15 protein-coding genes are annotated in these 14421 nt (G+C 65.6%); 8 read left to right on the top strand and 7 right to left on the bottom strand.

Annotation, left to right across the window (positions count from 1 at the left end):
• The 4 genes from R2601_RS24895 to R2601_RS24880 all read left to right on the top strand — a co-directional run bounded on the left by R2601_RS24895 (window position 1) and on the right by R2601_RS24880 (window position 5819).
• Entirely contained in the window at window positions 1-2133 is a 2133-nt protein-coding gene (locus R2601_RS24895; RefSeq protein ID WP_007804055.1) for a hydantoinase/oxoprolinase family protein, read from the top strand.
• Window positions 2130-3794 carry a hydantoinase B/oxoprolinase family protein gene (locus R2601_RS24890; protein ID WP_007804053.1) on the top strand — a complete coding sequence of 555 codons (1665 nt, stop codon included), beginning with the start codon at window positions 2130-2132 and terminating at the stop codon, window positions 3792-3794. The genes R2601_RS24895 and R2601_RS24890 overlap by 4 nt, the downstream gene beginning before the upstream one ends.
• Window positions 3795-3894: 100 nt before the next feature.
• A complete protein-coding gene (locus tag R2601_RS24885) occupies window positions 3895-4848 on the top strand; it encodes an AEC family transporter (RefSeq protein WP_007804051.1) in 954 nt (317 codons plus the stop codon).
• A 41-nt stretch (window positions 4849-4889) separates the two neighbouring features.
• Complete coding sequence (locus R2601_RS24880; RefSeq protein ID WP_007804049.1) at window positions 4890-5819, top strand: 2-hydroxyacid dehydrogenase; 930 nt, start codon at window positions 4890-4892, stop codon at window positions 5817-5819.
• A 132-nt stretch (window positions 5820-5951) separates the two neighbouring features.
• Here R2601_RS24880 and R2601_RS27640 read toward each other — a convergent pair whose 3' ends face one another.
• The 7 genes from R2601_RS27640 to R2601_RS24850 form a co-directional block, all read right to left on the bottom strand.
• A complete protein-coding gene (locus R2601_RS27640) occupies window positions 5952-6128 on the bottom strand; it encodes a helix-turn-helix domain-containing protein (protein ID WP_083794032.1) in 177 nt (58 codons plus the stop codon).
• Window positions 6129-6272: 144 nt separating this feature from the next.
• A complete protein-coding gene (locus R2601_RS24875) occupies window positions 6273-7763 on the bottom strand; it encodes an acyl-CoA ligase (RefSeq protein WP_007804047.1) in 1491 nt (496 codons plus the stop codon).
• 18 nt (window positions 7764-7781) lie between these two features.
• The gene (locus tag R2601_RS24870; RefSeq protein WP_007804045.1) at window positions 7782-8195 is read right to left on the bottom strand and encodes a DUF3830 family protein; all 414 of its coding nucleotides are present in this window, start codon (window positions 8193-8195) and stop codon (window positions 7782-7784) included.
• Between the two features lie 19 nt (window positions 8196-8214).
• The gene (locus tag R2601_RS24865; protein ID WP_007804043.1) at window positions 8215-9501 is read right to left on the bottom strand and encodes a TRAP transporter large permease; all 1287 of its coding nucleotides are present in this window, start codon (window positions 9499-9501) and stop codon (window positions 8215-8217) included.
• Window positions 9501-10013: a TRAP transporter small permease gene (locus R2601_RS24860; protein WP_007804041.1), complete on the bottom strand. Its 513-nt coding sequence runs from the start codon at window positions 10011-10013 to the stop codon at window positions 9501-9503. The genes R2601_RS24865 and R2601_RS24860 overlap by 1 nt, the downstream gene beginning before the upstream one ends.
• 82 nt (window positions 10014-10095) lie before the next feature.
• Window positions 10096-11073 carry a TRAP transporter substrate-binding protein gene (locus R2601_RS24855; protein WP_007804040.1) on the bottom strand — a complete coding sequence of 326 codons (978 nt, stop codon included), beginning with the start codon at window positions 11071-11073 and terminating at the stop codon, window positions 10096-10098.
• 66 nt (window positions 11074-11139) lie between these two features.
• The gene (locus tag R2601_RS24850; RefSeq protein ID WP_007804038.1) at window positions 11140-12018 is read right to left on the bottom strand and encodes a dihydrodipicolinate synthase family protein; all 879 of its coding nucleotides are present in this window, start codon (window positions 12016-12018) and stop codon (window positions 11140-11142) included.
• Between the two features lie 130 nt (window positions 12019-12148).
• Between R2601_RS24850 and R2601_RS24845 the strand changes: the two genes are divergently transcribed.
• The 4 genes from R2601_RS24845 to R2601_RS24830 all read left to right on the top strand — a co-directional run.
• Window positions 12149-12514: a tautomerase family protein gene (locus tag R2601_RS24845; protein WP_007804036.1), complete on the top strand. Its 366-nt coding sequence runs from the start codon at window positions 12149-12151 to the stop codon at window positions 12512-12514.
• Between the two features lie 66 nt (window positions 12515-12580).
• Entirely contained in the window at window positions 12581-13723 is a 1143-nt protein-coding gene (locus R2601_RS24840) for an acyl-CoA dehydrogenase family protein (RefSeq protein ID WP_007804034.1), read from the top strand.
• The gene (locus R2601_RS24835) at window positions 13720-14163 is read left to right on the top strand and encodes a MaoC family dehydratase (RefSeq protein ID WP_007804032.1); all 444 of its coding nucleotides are present in this window, start codon (window positions 13720-13722) and stop codon (window positions 14161-14163) included. Before R2601_RS24840 ends, R2601_RS24835 begins: the two co-directional genes overlap by 4 nt.
• 14 nt (window positions 14164-14177) lie before the next feature.
• On the top strand, window positions 14178-14421 hold a 244-nt coding region (locus R2601_RS24830; RefSeq protein ID WP_007804031.1), incomplete at its 3' end, for a GntR family transcriptional regulator.

The raw sequence follows: 14421 nt of genomic DNA, 5'->3' as shown, positions 1-14421 counted from the left end.
ATGACCGATACCTCACACGGTTCTCTGCGCATTGCCGCCGACATCGGCGGCACCTTCACCGATGTCGCCCTGATCCGGGCCGACACCACCATCGCCACCCGCAAGGTCGCCTCGACCCCCGACGATTACGCGCGCGGCGTGGCCGAGGGCATCCTCGAGCTGATCGAAGTCGAGGGGCTGGCACCCTCCGACATCGGCGAGGTGATGCACGCCTGCACCGTGGCCACCAACGCCATCCTCGAAGGCAAGGGTGCCAAGACGGCGCTGATCACCACCGAGGGCTTTCGCGACGTGCTCGAGATGCGCCGCATCAGGGTGCCGCGCCTCTACGATCCGCTCTATGAAAAGCCGCCCGCGCTGTCGCCACGCAAATGGCGCTTCGAGGTCACCGAGCGTACGGATTTCCAGGGCGAGGTGCTGACCGAGCTGGACGAGGCCAGCGTCATGGCCGCCATTGAGGCGATACGTGCCAGCGGCTGCGAGGCTGTTGCAGTCTGTCTGCTGCACTCCTACGCCAACCCCGCACACGAGCGCCGCATCGGCGAGCTGCTGGCCGAGCATCTGCCCGACCTATACGTTTCGCTGTCGGTCGACGTGCTACCCGAGCTGCGTGAATACGAGCGCACCTCGACCACCGTGATCAACTCCTTCGTCGGCCCGCCGGTGAAGACCTATCTAGACAGCCTGCGCGACCGTCTGGCCGCCGCCGGTCTGCCGCCGCAGTTCCAGATGATGCACTCGGCGGGCGGTATCGTCGACAGCCGCACAGTGGTGGCCAAGCCGGCGCAGATCGTCGAATGCGGGCCCGCCGCCGGGGTGATTGGTGCGCGGGCGGTGATGCTTCAGGCCGGTTTCGACGACGCCATCGCCTTCGACATGGGCGGCACGACTGCCAAGGCGTCGCTGATCGAAGGCGGCAAGCTGCTCAAGGCCGATGATTACGAGGTCGGCGGCGGCATCTCGCTGTCGTCGAAGCTGGCACAAGGCGGTGGCTACGCGCTGAAACTGCCGGTGATCGATATCTCGGAGGTCGGTGCGGGCGGCGGCTCGATCGTTTGGCGCGACCGCGCCGGCGCGCTCAAGGTCGGACCGATGAGCGCCGGCGCAGCACCTGGGCCGGCCTGCTACGGCGCCGGCGGCACGGAACCCACCGTGACTGACGCCAACATGGTGCTCGGCTACCTCAACCAAAGCGCCCTCGCGGGCGGCGGGGTGCCCGTGGACCCGGAAAAATCACGCGAGGCGATCGACCGAGTGGTGGCCGGTCCCATGGGCATTTCTCTCGAAGAAGCGGCGCATGGCGTGCACGAGCTCGTCAGCACGGTGATGATGCGTGCGGTGAAATCCGTGACGACGTTCCGGGGCCGCGATCCGCGCGACTTCGCGATGATCGCCTTTGGCGGCAACGGCGGCATCCACTCGGTATCGCTGGCCCGCTCGCTGGGCGTTTCTACCGTGATCGTCCCGCCGGGCGCGGGCGTTCTTTCCGCGTTGGGGCTCTTGTTCGCGGACATCGAGACCCAGGCCTCTTCGGCAATGCTGCGCCCGTTGGACAGCGTCGAGCCGGCGGCGCTGGCGCAGGGCTTCGGCGCGCTCGATGCGCAGGTGGCTGGCGAGCTGGGCCGCAGCACGCATGAAGTTGAACTGATCCACGAGGTGGATATGCGCTATCGCGGACAGGCGTTCGAGCTGACGCTGCCCTTTCCCGCCGCAAGCACGTTCGACGCAGCGGCCGCGGCTGCCATGCGCGCCGAATTCGACGCCGCGCACGAGCGCGCCTACGGCTACCGGCTGGAGGCCACTGGGGTCGAGATCGTCAACCTGCGCGCCACGGCACGTGTGCCCAAGGGCGCCGAGGCGCTGCCGGAATACCGCGCCCGCCAGGCGGCTCCAGAAACGACACGCGAGGTCTATTTCGGTCCGCTATGGGGCCGCGTTCCGGCACGCATCCTCGACCGCCCCGCGCTGCTTGGCGCGCCATTGCAGGGCCCAGCAATCATCGAGGAATACGAGGGCACCACGATCGTGCCCCCTGATTGCACCGCTGTGCTGGATGCGCGCGGCAACATCATCGTGACGCTGCCCGTGGCAAGTCCCGCCAAGCAGTTCAAAAGCAAGGAAGCCGCGGAATGAGCACCATCGACCCGATCCGCCTCGAGGTGATGAAAAACGCCTTCGACGCCATCGCCGACGAGATGGCTCTGATGCTGATGCGCGCGGCCTATTCGCCGATCGTTCGCGACAGCATGGACTACTCCACCGCCATCTGCGACGCCAAGGGCCAGACTCTTGCGCAGGGTGTGACCACGCCGATGCACCTCGGCTCGTTCTACGACGCGATGCAGCACCTGATGCACCGCTACGAAGGGGATATCCACCCCGGCGACTGCTTCATCGGCAACGATCCCTACGCCGCCGACGGTCAGCACCTTCCCGACATCTACATCGTCGAGCCGATCTTCCACGAGGACGCGATCATCGCATGGACAACCACGCTGGCGCACCACGCCGATGTCGGCGGTATTGTGCCCGGCTCCAACGCGCTCGGGGCTTCGGAGATCTATCAGGAGGGGCTGCGGCTGCCGTTCCTCAAGCTGTTTGAGCGGGGTGAAATGAACTCTGCGATCTGGGAGATCATCGGCCTCAACGTTCGCGTGCCCGAAATGGTCCACGGCGATCTGCGCGCCCAGATGGCTGCCTCGCGCGCCGGGCGCCGCTCCTTCGCGGATCTTGTGGAACGCTTCGGTGTCACCGAGGTTCTGGCCGCCGCCGAGGCGTTGCACGACTATGCCGAGCGTCTGGGCCGTGCCGAGATCCGCGACCTGCCCAACGGAACCTACCATTTCACCGACCATATGGACGGGCTGGGCGAACACCCTGAACCCATCGTGATCAAGGTGGCGCTGACCATCCATGATGAGAGCATCTCGGTGGATTTCGACGGCTCCTCGCCGCAGGTGGAGGGTGGGGTGAACACGCCGCTGCCCTTCACCAAGGCCTCGGTCTACACGGCGCTGCGCTCGATCATGCAATCGGACATTCCCAACTGCCACGGCTTCGAGCGGGTGGTGACGGTGACCGCGCCTAAGGGCACGGTGATCAACTCGGTGCATCCAGCCCCCTGCGGCGCACGTGGCATCACCGGCTACCGGGTGATCGACGCCATGTTCGGCGCGCTTGCCCAGCCGCTGCCCGATCGCGTCACCGCCGACGGCATGGGGGGGTCCACCGTACCGACTTTCGCCGGCTATCGCGAGGGGCGCAGCTTGGTCTTCACCGAGACTGTCATGGGCACATGGGGCGCAAGTTCGGCCCATGACGGTCAGGTGGGTGTGCCGCATATGGGCGCCAACCAGGCCAACGTGCCGGTCGAGATGATCGAAGCCAATTACCCCCTGCGCATCCGCCGCTATGGCATAATGCCCGACACCGGCGGCGCCGGGCGGCATCGCGGCGGCAACTCGTTCATCCGCGAATACGAGTACACCGGCGAAGAGGACGGCCTGCTGTCGCTGCGTTCGGACAAGCGCGACTTCCGCCCGCACGGCCTTCATGGCGGTGGCGAAGGGACCGGCCCGGTCAGCTTGCTGATCCAGGGAGAGAGCGTCACAGAGCTGCCCGTTCTGGTGACCAAGCCCTACAGACTCGGCAAGGGCGACGTGTTCCGCCATATCTCGCCGTCAGGCGGGGGCTTTGGCGATCCGGCGGATCGGACCTCCGAGGAGGTTGCCGCAGATCTCGAGGCGGGCCTGATCTCGGCTGAGACTGCGAGGAGTGTCTACGGCCACGGCTGACCAGGCCCGCGCCTGTCGTGCCCTGCTGAACCGGAGCCCGCGGCCTTCCGGGATCCGGTTCAGCAGGGCCTATCTCTCTCTTTTCAGAACCATCGCCGAAATGCTTGATCTCGTTTCCGTTATCCTTCCGGTTTTCGTCGTCGTCGTCGTCGGAGCCGGATACCTCGCAGCTTGGCGGCGGATGATGTCTGACGCGGCCATCGACGGGCTGACCAAATTCGCTCAGACGTGGGCCTTGCCCTTGCTGCTGGCGCGCGGCATTTCCGAGCTCGACCTGTCGCGGAGCTTCGACGCCGGGCTGCTCCTGTCCTATTACGCGGGGGCGTTGATCTGCGGGGCGCTGGCCTATGTCGGTGCGCGGGCGCTTCTAGATCGCCCGCCCGCAGACAGCGTGACCATTGGCTTCGGCTGCATGTTTGGCAACATCGCCCTGCTGGGCCTGCCGATCACCCAACGTGCCTATGGTGATGCTGCCCTCGCCGACAACTTCGCGATCATCTCGATCCATTCCCCGCTGCTCTACACGATAGGCATCCTCGCGATGGAGGCCGTGCGCTCCTCGGGTACGGGCTCCGGGCTTCTGCGCGTTGGTGCGCGGGCGCTCCGGGGCGTGCTGCGGACCCCGCTGGTGATGGGTATCATGTTTGGATTCACATTGCAGGCGTTCCGGGCACTGACCGGCCTCGCGGTGCCCGAGCTTGTCACCGCGACAATGAACATGATGGCCGGCGCCGCGCTGCCAGCGGCTCTGTTCGGGCTGGGTGGCATCCTGTACCGCTACCGTCCCGAAGGCGACATCCGCGCCATCGCCGGCATGACCGCGCTGTCGCTGGTGATACATCCGGCGATCTCGTGGGGCATGGGAACGTGGATGGATCTCGAGGCATCTCAGATGCGCTCGTTGGTGATCTCTGCCGCAATGGCGCCGGGCGTGAACGCCTACATCTTCGCCAACATTTACGGCGTGGCAAAACGCGTTGCGGCCACAGCGGTCCTGGCTGCCACGGCGCTTTCGATGTTCACCGCCGCCGCATGGCTGGCCATCCTGCCCTGACACACGATATCCGGCCCGCTGCGGCCGCACGGAGGTTCCAAATGTCGAAGCCCCTTATCCTCAAGGCCGCGACCCTGCCCGATGCCACGGTTGCGGCGCTGAAGACGCATTTCGCGGTCGTCGACCTGCCCGCCGATCATGCCGCGGCGACCGCAATGCTGGCGACCCATGGCGCCCGGATCCGTGGCATTGCCCTGCGCAAGACCCGGGTGGACAAGGCACTGCTGGACGCGCTGCCCGCGCTCGAAATCATCGCCAGCTACAGCGCCGGGCTCGATAATGTTGACCTGCCGGCGGCGCGGGCGCGGGGCATCACGGTGACCAATACATCGGCGGTGCTGGCGGAGGACGTGGCCGATGCCGCTCTCGGGTTGGCGCTGGCAGTGACGCGCGACCTGGTGCAGGCCGACCGTTTCATGCGCGCAGGGCACTGGCCAGCGCAAGCGGCTTATCCGCTCGCTCGCTCCCTTGGCCGGATGCGCGTCGGTATCGTCGGAATGGGGACGATCGGACAGGCGCTGGCGCGCAGGCTGCGAAGCCTCGGTTCGGCTGTTGCCTATACTGGGCCACGCCCCAAGGAGGTGCCCTACGACTACTTTCCCGACCTGATCGAGATGGCGGGTGTCTGCGACATGCTGGTGCTGACCTGTGCGCTGACCAGGGACACCCACCATATGGTCAACGCCGAAGTGCTCGAGGCGCTCGGGGGGCGTGGCTTTCTCGTGAATGTTGCGCGTGGGTCAGTGGTCGACGAACCCGCGTTGATCGCCACTCTTGCCTCCGGGGGCATCGCGGGGGCCGCTCTCGACGTATTCGAGACCGAACCGCATGTGCCGCAAGCTCTGCTCGACAATCCGCGCGTGGTAATGACGCCACATATCGGGTCTGGCACCGAAGAGACGCGGCAGGCCATGGCCGATCACATGCTGAACAGCCTGCGCCGCCATTTCGCCGTGCCGGTCGAAGGATAGACGTATGATCCCACGGTTTGATAGTATGATGTGTTCTCTGGAATGGAAGGAACCCCTGTCGGACAGATACGTATCTGCTGCGCCACGACGACCCACGCGCTGCGAGCTACGCCAGGTCGAGGTGCTGCATGGTCAGGGCCTGCCGATGGCCTCTGCGATTTTCCGTACTGATGCCTTGGCATTCAGCATCTCTTCAATCCGGCGTCTTTCGCGCAGGTTCAGTTCGATGTGGGCCAATCTCGTTCCCCTTGCTTTCCAGCAAGATAGAGCATCTGTCGCAACGCAGTTTAGAATGTGCCCCGCGCACATTCGAAAATCTGAGAATGGGAATTATGTTCATTATAGTCGTGGCCTGTCGCGGCGGCGCTGAAACAAGTCAAATGCTCCGAGCTTGCCGGGACGTCGAGAAGACCACGGACTATGTTCGCGCTAGAGCTCCCGCTGCACCGGGCGTCAGCGGGTCGCGAGCCAGTCCTGTCGCAACGCCTTGCGGCGGATCTTGCCGAAGCCGTCGCGCGGCAGCGTCTCGCAGAGCTTCACCTGCTTGGGGATCTCCTGCGGGCTCAGGTGGCTGGTGCAGAAATCGTGCAGCGCGCGCTGGTCCGGTCCGGAGGTGCCCTTCGGCACGACGCAGGCCACCACTCGCTGGCCCCACTCCCGGTCATCAATGCCGAACACCACCGCGTCGCCGATCTCGGGATGTTGCAGCAGCACCGCCTCGACGGTCTCGGGGTGCACCTTCACGCCGCCAGTGTTGATCACGTCGTCGCGCCGCCCGCCGAGATAGAGGAAGCCGTCCGCGTCCAGCCAGCCGACGTCGCCGATGCTCTGGAAACCGTCGGCGTCTCGCTCGGGCTGCGGTGCGTCGGGGCCGGTGTAGTGGGTTCGCCCGCCCAGATCTGCAGGGCGCATGAAGATCTCGCCGGTCTCGCCCTCGGGCAGCAGCGTGCCATCGAGGCCGTAGATGCGGATCTCGGTCTCGAAGCCGCGCCCCACGGAGCCGCGATGCTCGAGCCATTCGGAGCCGGTGATGGTGGTCTGGCCGGTGTTCTCGCCCGAGCCGTACATCTCGGTGACGCGCTCGGGGCCGAGCACGTCGATCCACGCCTGTTTCAGCCAGCCGGCGCAGGGCGCGCCGGTGTGGTAGAGCGCGTGCAGGCTCGAGAGCGTGGCGCCGCTTTCTTCGAGATGATCGACCATCCGCACCATCATCGTCGGCACCAGCATGGCGAAGCCGATCTCGAAGCGGTCGATGGCCTGCAGCGCGCGCACCGCGTCGAAGCGCTCCATCAGCACCAATCGGTTGCCCTCGAAGAGCCCGTTCTGCGCCCAGGTGAAGGGCGCGTTGTGCGACATCGCCCCGCAGACCAGCTGGACCTGGTCGCAGCGAAAACCGAGGCGCGGCGCCACGCGGCCCCAACTGAAGCCGGGCACGCGGGTAAATGGGCGCTCGTCGCACATCATCTTGGGCAGGCCGGTGGAGCCGCCCGAGAGCACGATCTTGCCCGGCGTCGGGATGCGGTCCTCGACCGTGGTCTCGGGCAGCGCATGGGCCTCGGCTTCGAAGGCCTCGAGCGTCACGTCGCCGGTGCCCTCGCGCTGAGCGATGATCAACGCCGCGCCGCTGCGGGCCTTCATGGCCCGCGCGGTCTCGGGCAGGATGCCGGGGTCGAGCACCATGGTTGTGGCGCCGCAGCGCCAGATGGCGAGGGCCAGCGCCAGATGCGCCGGGATATTGCCGAGGGCGAAGGCGACCACGTCGCCCTGCCCCACGCCGCGCGCCTCGAGCGCGCGGGCAAAGCGGTCGGTCAGGACGTCGAGCGCCTGCCAGCTCAGCGACTGCTCCTCGCCTTTTGCCGGCAGAAAGCGCACGGCCTCGGCGCTGCCGCGCTCGGCGGCGAGATGGCGCAGCCTTGCGCCGTAGCTGATCGGTGTCACCGTCATGATCCGTCCTTCAGGTCGTCAGACTTCCTCGAAATGGATGTCCTGCGCGCCCTCCCAAAGCACCTTGGGCCCGATTTCCTTCAGCTTGTCGAGGTTCGACGTGAGCGTGATGAAATGGTTGCCCGCGAGCTGGCCCATCTTGGAGGCGAAATGCACGCCGCCATAGGCGAGCAGGATCTCGGTCTCAGAGATGCCGCCGGGATAGAGGATGAACTGGCCCGGTGCCGGAAAGCTGGTGTGGTTCTCGTAATCGACGCCGAAATCGGTCTCGCCGAGCGGGATCCACACGCCCTCGCCGGACCAGCGCACATGCACCACCTTGCTGGTGTAGGGCATTTGGGCGCGGAACGCGGCGACGGTCTTGGGCGCGGCGTCTTCCTCGAAGCGGGCATCGAACTCGATGCCGGCGATGGTGACTTTGAGCTTGGTCATGGTCTTGTCCTTGAAAGAATTATTCGATGAGCCCGAAGAGCCGCGGCAGGAACAGCGACAGGTCGGGAATGAAGGTCACCGCGAGCAGCATGGCGAAGAGCCCCGCCAGCGGCCAGCCGAGCCGGCGCGACACCTGCAGCACCGAGCGCCCGGCCACGCTCGACGACACGAAGAGCGACACGCCGTAGGGTGGGGTCACTGTGCCGATGGCGCAGTTGAGGATGACGAGCAGCGAGAAGTGGATCGGGTCCACGCCCATCTGCGCCGCGATGGGCGACAGCACCGGCACGATGATTAGGATGGCCGCGATGGTCTCGAGGAACATGCCGACGAAGAGGAACAGGACGTTGGCGATGATCAGGAAGATCAGCGTGCTGGTCGAGACGCTGGCGATCCAGTCGCCGAGGATGCGCGGCACGTTGGCATTGGCGATGAGCCAGGAGAACACGCTGGCGGTGCCGATGATCAGCATGACGGCGGCCGACAGCGAGGCGGTGCGGAGGATCAGTCCGGGCAAACGCGAGATCTTGAGGTCGCGATAAACGAAGAGCCCGACGAGCAGCCCGTAGAAGCCCGAGATCGCGGCGGCCTCGGTGGGCGTGAAAACCCCGCCCAGGATGCCGCCGAGGATCAGCACCGGCATGCCGGCGGCGGGCAGCGCCTTCCAGCCGGTGCGGCCGAGGCGCTCGAGGGTGAAGGGGTCGGTCTCGCGGTAGGCGGCACCGCCCTTGCGGGCCTGAAAATAGGCGATGACCATCAGCATGGCGATGCACATGAGCCCCGGCAGCACGCCGGCGATGAACAGCGCCCCGATCGAGACGTTCGAGATCACCGCGAGGATCACCATGGTCAGGCTCGGCGGGATGACCTGCGCGATGGAGCCGGCGCAGGCGATCAGTGCGGCGCCGAAATCCACGTCATAGCCACGGCGGCGCAGCTGCGGCTGCATGATCGCAGAGATCGCCGCGGTGTCGGCCGAGCCGGAGCCCGAGATCGCCGCAAGCCCGGCGGCGGCGACGCAGCTCACCTGGTAGAGGCTGCCGACGACCCAGCCGATCAGCGCCGAGGCGAAATCGACGATGCGGCGCGAGATGCCGCCCGCGTCCATGATGACACCGGCAAAGACGAAGAACGGGATCGCCATCAGGGTGAAGGAGTTGAGCCCGGCGAAGACACGCTGGCTGACGATGGCGACGGGCACGTCGGTGGTGGTCACCAGCGCCAGCACCGCCGAGGCACCAAGCACGAAGACCACGGGCACACCAAGGGCCAGAAGGAAGACGAAGGCGGCAGCAATCACCAGCATCAGATAGCCTCCTCGGCATCGGGCTCGGGCGGCGGGAAGGGATTGTCCCAGCGCTGGATCACCGTGAGCAGCAGTTCGAGCGCCATGTAGCCGGCGCCGAAGGGCAGGCAGATATAGACGTATTTCATCGGCACGCGCAGCGCCGGCGAGCTCTGGAATTCACCCATGCGCAGCAGCGGCAGGCTGCCATAGGCCAGAACCGCGAGGAAGGTCGCGATGACCAGCGCGATGGCCACCAGCGCCACGCGAGCGGCGGGCAGCGGCAGCTTGGCGGGCAGCATGTCGATGGCCACGTGCTGCCCCTTGGCGACGGCGACGCCGGAGCCCAGCAGGACCAGCCAGATCTGGCTGAACGTGGCGATCTCGGAGGCCTGCGCGATGGAATAGTTGAAGACGTATCGCCCCCCGACCTGCACCAGCACCGAGATCATCATCACGCTGAAGAGCAGGATCACCACGCCCGAGACGACGAAGCGCAGGGCAAGGCAGAGGCGTTCGAGAAGGGCGAACATGCGCGGGCTTTCTATGCGAGGTCTTTGCAGAAACCCCGGCCGCGGGTGGGCGCGGCCGGGGGAGTTGGATCGAGTTGGGAGATTACTCGACCGATTTCACGAGCTCGAAGATTTCTTTCTGGGCGTCGGTTTCGAGGTACTTTTCCTGCACCGGAGCCGCGGCTTCGCGGAAGGCGGTGGTGTCAGGGCGGGTGATCTTGACGCCGACCTCTTCGAGATCTGCAAAGCGGGCGTTGTCGCTGGCGAGATAGGCCGCGCGCTCGGCCTTGCCGGCCTCGAGGCCCGCCTCGTCGAGCGCGGTCTTCACGTCGTCGGGAAGCGCTTCGTAGGCGGCCTTGCCCATGATCACCGGAGCGACCAGCTCGAGCCAGCCGACCACGGCCCAGTCGGGCGCGACCTCGTAGAACTTCTGCGAGAAGAAGTTGGTGTTGGCGGCTTCGGCACCGTCGACCACGCCGGTTTCGAGCGCACCGTAGAGTTCGGTATAGGCGATCGGGGTGGCGTTGGCGCCGAAGGCGTTGAACGTGTCCACATGGGCCGGGTTCTGCATGGTGCGGATCTTCAGACCCTCGAGATCGGCCAGCGACTCGATCGGCTCCTTGGTCATGATGTGACGGGTGCCGGCCGAGAACACGGCGAGCAGGTGGAAGCCCTGCGCGTCGAGCGCGCCGCCGATGGCGTCGAGCACCTCGGGATCGCTCAGGGCGCGGTCCATCTGCTCGGCATCGTCGAACAGGAAGGGCAGCGAGAACACCGACAGGTCCGGCACGAAGTTGGCCAGCGTCGAGTTGGCGGTCACGGCGATGTCGACAGTGCCGATCTGGGTGCCCTGGATGCTCTCCATCTCGTCGCCGAGCGTGGCGTTGTCAAAGACCTCGATGGTGGCCGCGCCGTCGGTCTTCTCTTCGAGGATCTCGGCCATCTTGCGCATGCCGACGCCATAGGGCTCGTCGGCATTTGCGTTGTGGCTGGCCTTGAGGGTGATGTCCTGCGCGAAGGCCGGAGCGGCGACGGCAGTCGCGCCGAGCGCGATGCAGAGGGCGAGGTTGGTGAGTTTCATTGTGGTTTTCCCTGTTGGGTTTCTCTCTGATGGGGCGGAAATTGTCCCCCGGCGCTTGCGCCGGGATCAGGCCTCCGCCAGCAGCCCGAGATCTTTCAGAATGGTTTCCAGCTCGGCGCGCTTGGCGTCGGGCAGCGGCAGGCGCGGCGGGCGCGGGTCGCCCATCGGACGGCCGATCATGGTCATCGCGGCCTTGGTGGCCGAAACGTAGAGGTCGCCGGCCAGTGCGTTGATCAGCGGCAGGCTCTCTACATACAGGTCGCGCCCCTCGCCGGAGCCGTCGACCGTGCGCTCGAAGGTCTTTGCCGAGAGGCCGGGCGCAATGTTCGACATCACCGAACTGTAGCCCTCGGCGCCGGCAAGATAGCTCTCCCAGGGATAATAGCCTGCAAACACCGTCATGCGGCCCTTGCAGGCCTCGAGCAGCTCGGTCACCCGGTGCACGTTCTTCGACGTATCCTTGATGTAGGAGATGTTGTCGACTTCCGAGAGACGGCCCACGAGGGCTGCGCTCAGGTCCACGTTGGCGGTGAACGGGTTGTTGTAGAGCATCACCGGGATCGACAGCGCCTCGGCGACACGGGTGAAGTGCACGGTGAGCTCTTCATCGGTGGGCGAGGAGTAGTAGGGCGGCACCAGCATCACGCCGTCGGCGCCAAGCGCCTCCGCCTCGCGGCTGATGTCGACCGCCTCGTCGGTCCACTCGGCGGCGGTGCCGATCAGCACCGGAACGCGGCCGGCGGCTTGGCTGATGACGGTCTCGGCGACGGCGGCGCGCTCGTCGCGGGTCAGCGACAGGAACTCGCCGGTGCTGCCCAGAGGGATCAGGCCGTGCACGCCGTCCTCGATCTGCCAGTCGACATAGCCCCGCAGCGCCTGAAGATCGACGCGGCCTTCCGCGTCGAACGGCGTCACGCAGACGGTGTAGCTCCCCTTGAAGGTCATTCCGATCCTTTCCGATCTCGGCAGCGCCGATCCAAATCTGTTGCACTCACGTTTGATCTGATCAGATAATGAGTCAACTCGTCAGCTTGCCGGCGAGCCAATTTCTCCCCTGCCGCCAAGGAGCCGCATCATGCCCTTCATCGAAATCATCGACCGCGACGCAACTCAGGAAATACGGGAGGTTGCGACGAAAGACATAACCGATGGTCTCTGCCAGGCCTTCGACATCAAGCCGGAAATCGTCACCTGCTATTATTTTTCGGCCCCCGACTATTCCTACGGACATGCCGGAAAATATGGCGAAAACGCCGAAAATTTCCGCGTTTTCATAAAAGTCCATGCGTTCCCTCGCCCACAAAATGCAAAAGAAACAGCGGCCCGGGCGATCACCGAGGCCGCGGTCCGTGCCTACGGCGTGACCGCCAAGAACGTGATTGTCTACTTTTTCGACCGCGCCCCCTCGGATGCGTTTCATGCCGGGGTGGCCTCGGCTTGACCGCGCCGCACCCGGCTGTGTAGCTGTTGATCAGATAATATCACATCCAACAGATCGGAGATCACTTTGGATCAGTTTTACACCGAAGAGCAGCGCATGGTCCGCGAGACCGCCCGCCGGCTCTCCGACGACGTGGTCGCCCCCGCCGCAGCCGCCATCGACCGTGACGACGTTTTCCCGCGCGCGATCTACGAAGCCCTCGCCGAGCAAGGGCTTTTCGGCGTCGCGCTCCGCGAGGAGGCGGGCGGCGTCGGGCTCGACGCGATGGCCGCCTGCATCGTCATGGAAGAGATCGCGCGCGGCTCGGGCGCGGTCGGCAACGCCTTCGCGATTCCCGTCGAGGCGGCGCTGTTCCTCGATCATCACGGCAGCGACCAGCACAAGGCGCTGATTCCCGGCATCCTCGAGGGCAAGGTGATTCCCGCCACCGCGGTGACCGAGCCCGACCACGGCTCGGACGTGGCGGCGATGACCACCACCGCCCGGCGCGAGGGCGATGAGTATGTCATCAAGGGCACCAAGGCCTGGGTCACCTTCGGGCAGGTCGCCGACGTGATCATGGTCTTCGCCAAGACCGATCCCGAGGCCGGCCATCGCGGCATCTCCTGCATCCTCGTCGAGACCGACCGCGCGGGCGTGTCGCGCGGCAAGTCCGAGGAGCTGCTGGGGATGCACGGCCTTGCCGAATGCATGGTCAGCTTCGATGACGTGCGGGTGCCGGTGGGCAACCTGATTGGGCCCGAACACGGCGCCTTCAAGATGGCGATGGAGAACTTCAACTTCTCGCGCCTGATGATGTCGTCGATGGCACTCGGCATGGCGCAGGCGGCGATGGAAGACGCCATCGCCTATGCCAATGACCGCAAGCAGTTCGGCAAGCCGATCTTCGAGCATCAGGCGGTGCAGTTCATGATCGCCGACATGGCCAAGGACATCTCGGCCGCGCGGCTGCTGATCCACAATGCGGCCAAGCTCTACGATGCCGGCCAGCCGATTGCGCTCGAGGCGGCGCAGGCCAAGCTCTTCACCACCGACATGGCGCAGGGGCACATCTCGAACGCGCTGCAGATCCATGGCGGCAACGGCTATTCGCGTGAATTCCGCGTCGAGCGCCTGTTCCGCGACGTGCGCCTGAGCCAGATCTACGAGGGCACCAACCAGATCCAGCGCATGATCATCGCGCGGCAAGTCCAGAAGGCCTACGCATGAACCTGTTCTACGAGGACGTCGAGGTCGGCGCGACCTACACCACGCCGTCGCACGAGATCACGGTGGCGGACATCGCCGATTTCTGCCGCCTGACGCGCGATTTCCATCCGCTGCACACCGATGCGGACTATGCGAAGAAAGCCGGGTTTCCCGGCATCATCGCGCATGGGCTTTACGGGCTGGCATTGATGGAGGGTTTGAAGACCGAGCTGAAGCTCTACGAGGAGACCTCGATCGCCTCGCTTGGCTGGAACGACGTGCGTTTCAAGCATGCCATCGTCGCGGGCGATACGGTCTACGTGGAAATGGACTTTACGGCGAAGCGCGAAAGCGGCTCGCGCCCTGCCGGAATTATCACCGAAGCGGTGCGACTGTGCCGCGCCGACGGCACATTGCTGATCGAGGCAGAGCATATCTCCTTGATCCGCAAGGCCCCCTGACGGAAGCTTCCGCCATGCCCACCGATCCCGCCGACGCGCTGACCCTCGATCCCGCCCAGAACTCCGTCGATCAGGCCACGCGCCTGATCCGAGAGGATATTCTCTCGGGACGCATCGCGCCGGGGGATCGGCTCAAGACCGCCGAACTGGCCAAGCAGCTGGGCTTCTCGACGATGCCCCTGCGTGAGGCTTTGCGGAAGCTCGAGGGCGAGGGTCTGGTGGCGATCGAGCCCAACCGCGGCGCCACCGTGCGCAAGC

The sequence above is a fragment of the Salipiger bermudensis HTCC2601 genome (assembly GCF_000153725.1).
Lineage (GTDB): Bacteria > Pseudomonadota > Alphaproteobacteria > Rhodobacterales > Rhodobacteraceae > Salipiger > Salipiger bermudensis.
Note: the sequence above shows the minus strand (reverse complement) of the source record. Positions and strands in the feature narration are given on the sequence as shown.

What these genes read in the sequence shown, in the direction of transcription:
- R2601_RS24855 (WP_007804040.1), bottom strand. Translation starts at nt 11,073, where the DNA reads ATGAAACTCACCAACCTCGCCCTCTGCATCGCGCTCGGCGCGACTGCC.
- R2601_RS24880 (WP_007804049.1), top strand. Translation starts at nt 4,890, where the DNA reads ATGTCGAAGCCCCTTATCCTCAAGGCCGCGACCCTGCCCGATGCCACG.
- R2601_RS24875 (WP_007804047.1), bottom strand. Translation starts at nt 7,763, where the DNA reads ATGACGGTGACACCGATCAGCTACGGCGCAAGGCTGCGCCATCTCGCC.
- R2601_RS24850 (WP_007804038.1), bottom strand. Translation starts at nt 12,018, where the DNA reads ATGACCTTCAAGGGGAGCTACACCGTCTGCGTGACGCCGTTCGACGCG.
- R2601_RS24835 (WP_007804032.1), top strand. Translation starts at nt 13,720, where the DNA reads ATGAACCTGTTCTACGAGGACGTCGAGGTCGGCGCGACCTACACCACG.
- R2601_RS24885 (WP_007804051.1), top strand. Translation starts at nt 3,895, where the DNA reads ATGCTTGATCTCGTTTCCGTTATCCTTCCGGTTTTCGTCGTCGTCGTC.
- R2601_RS27640 (WP_083794032.1), bottom strand. Translation starts at nt 6,128, where the DNA reads ATGTGCGCGGGGCACATTCTAAACTGCGTTGCGACAGATGCTCTATCT.
- R2601_RS24895 (WP_007804055.1), top strand. Translation starts at nt 1, where the DNA reads ATGACCGATACCTCACACGGTTCTCTGCGCATTGCCGCCGACATCGGC.
- R2601_RS24890 (WP_007804053.1), top strand. Translation starts at nt 2,130, where the DNA reads ATGAGCACCATCGACCCGATCCGCCTCGAGGTGATGAAAAACGCCTTC.
- R2601_RS24870 (WP_007804045.1), bottom strand. Translation starts at nt 8,195, where the DNA reads ATGACCAAGCTCAAAGTCACCATCGCCGGCATCGAGTTCGATGCCCGC.
- R2601_RS24865 (WP_007804043.1), bottom strand. Translation starts at nt 9,501, where the DNA reads ATGCTGGTGATTGCTGCCGCCTTCGTCTTCCTTCTGGCCCTTGGTGTG.
- R2601_RS24845 (WP_007804036.1), top strand. Translation starts at nt 12,149, where the DNA reads ATGCCCTTCATCGAAATCATCGACCGCGACGCAACTCAGGAAATACGG.
- R2601_RS24860 (WP_007804041.1), bottom strand. Translation starts at nt 10,013, where the DNA reads ATGTTCGCCCTTCTCGAACGCCTCTGCCTTGCCCTGCGCTTCGTCGTC.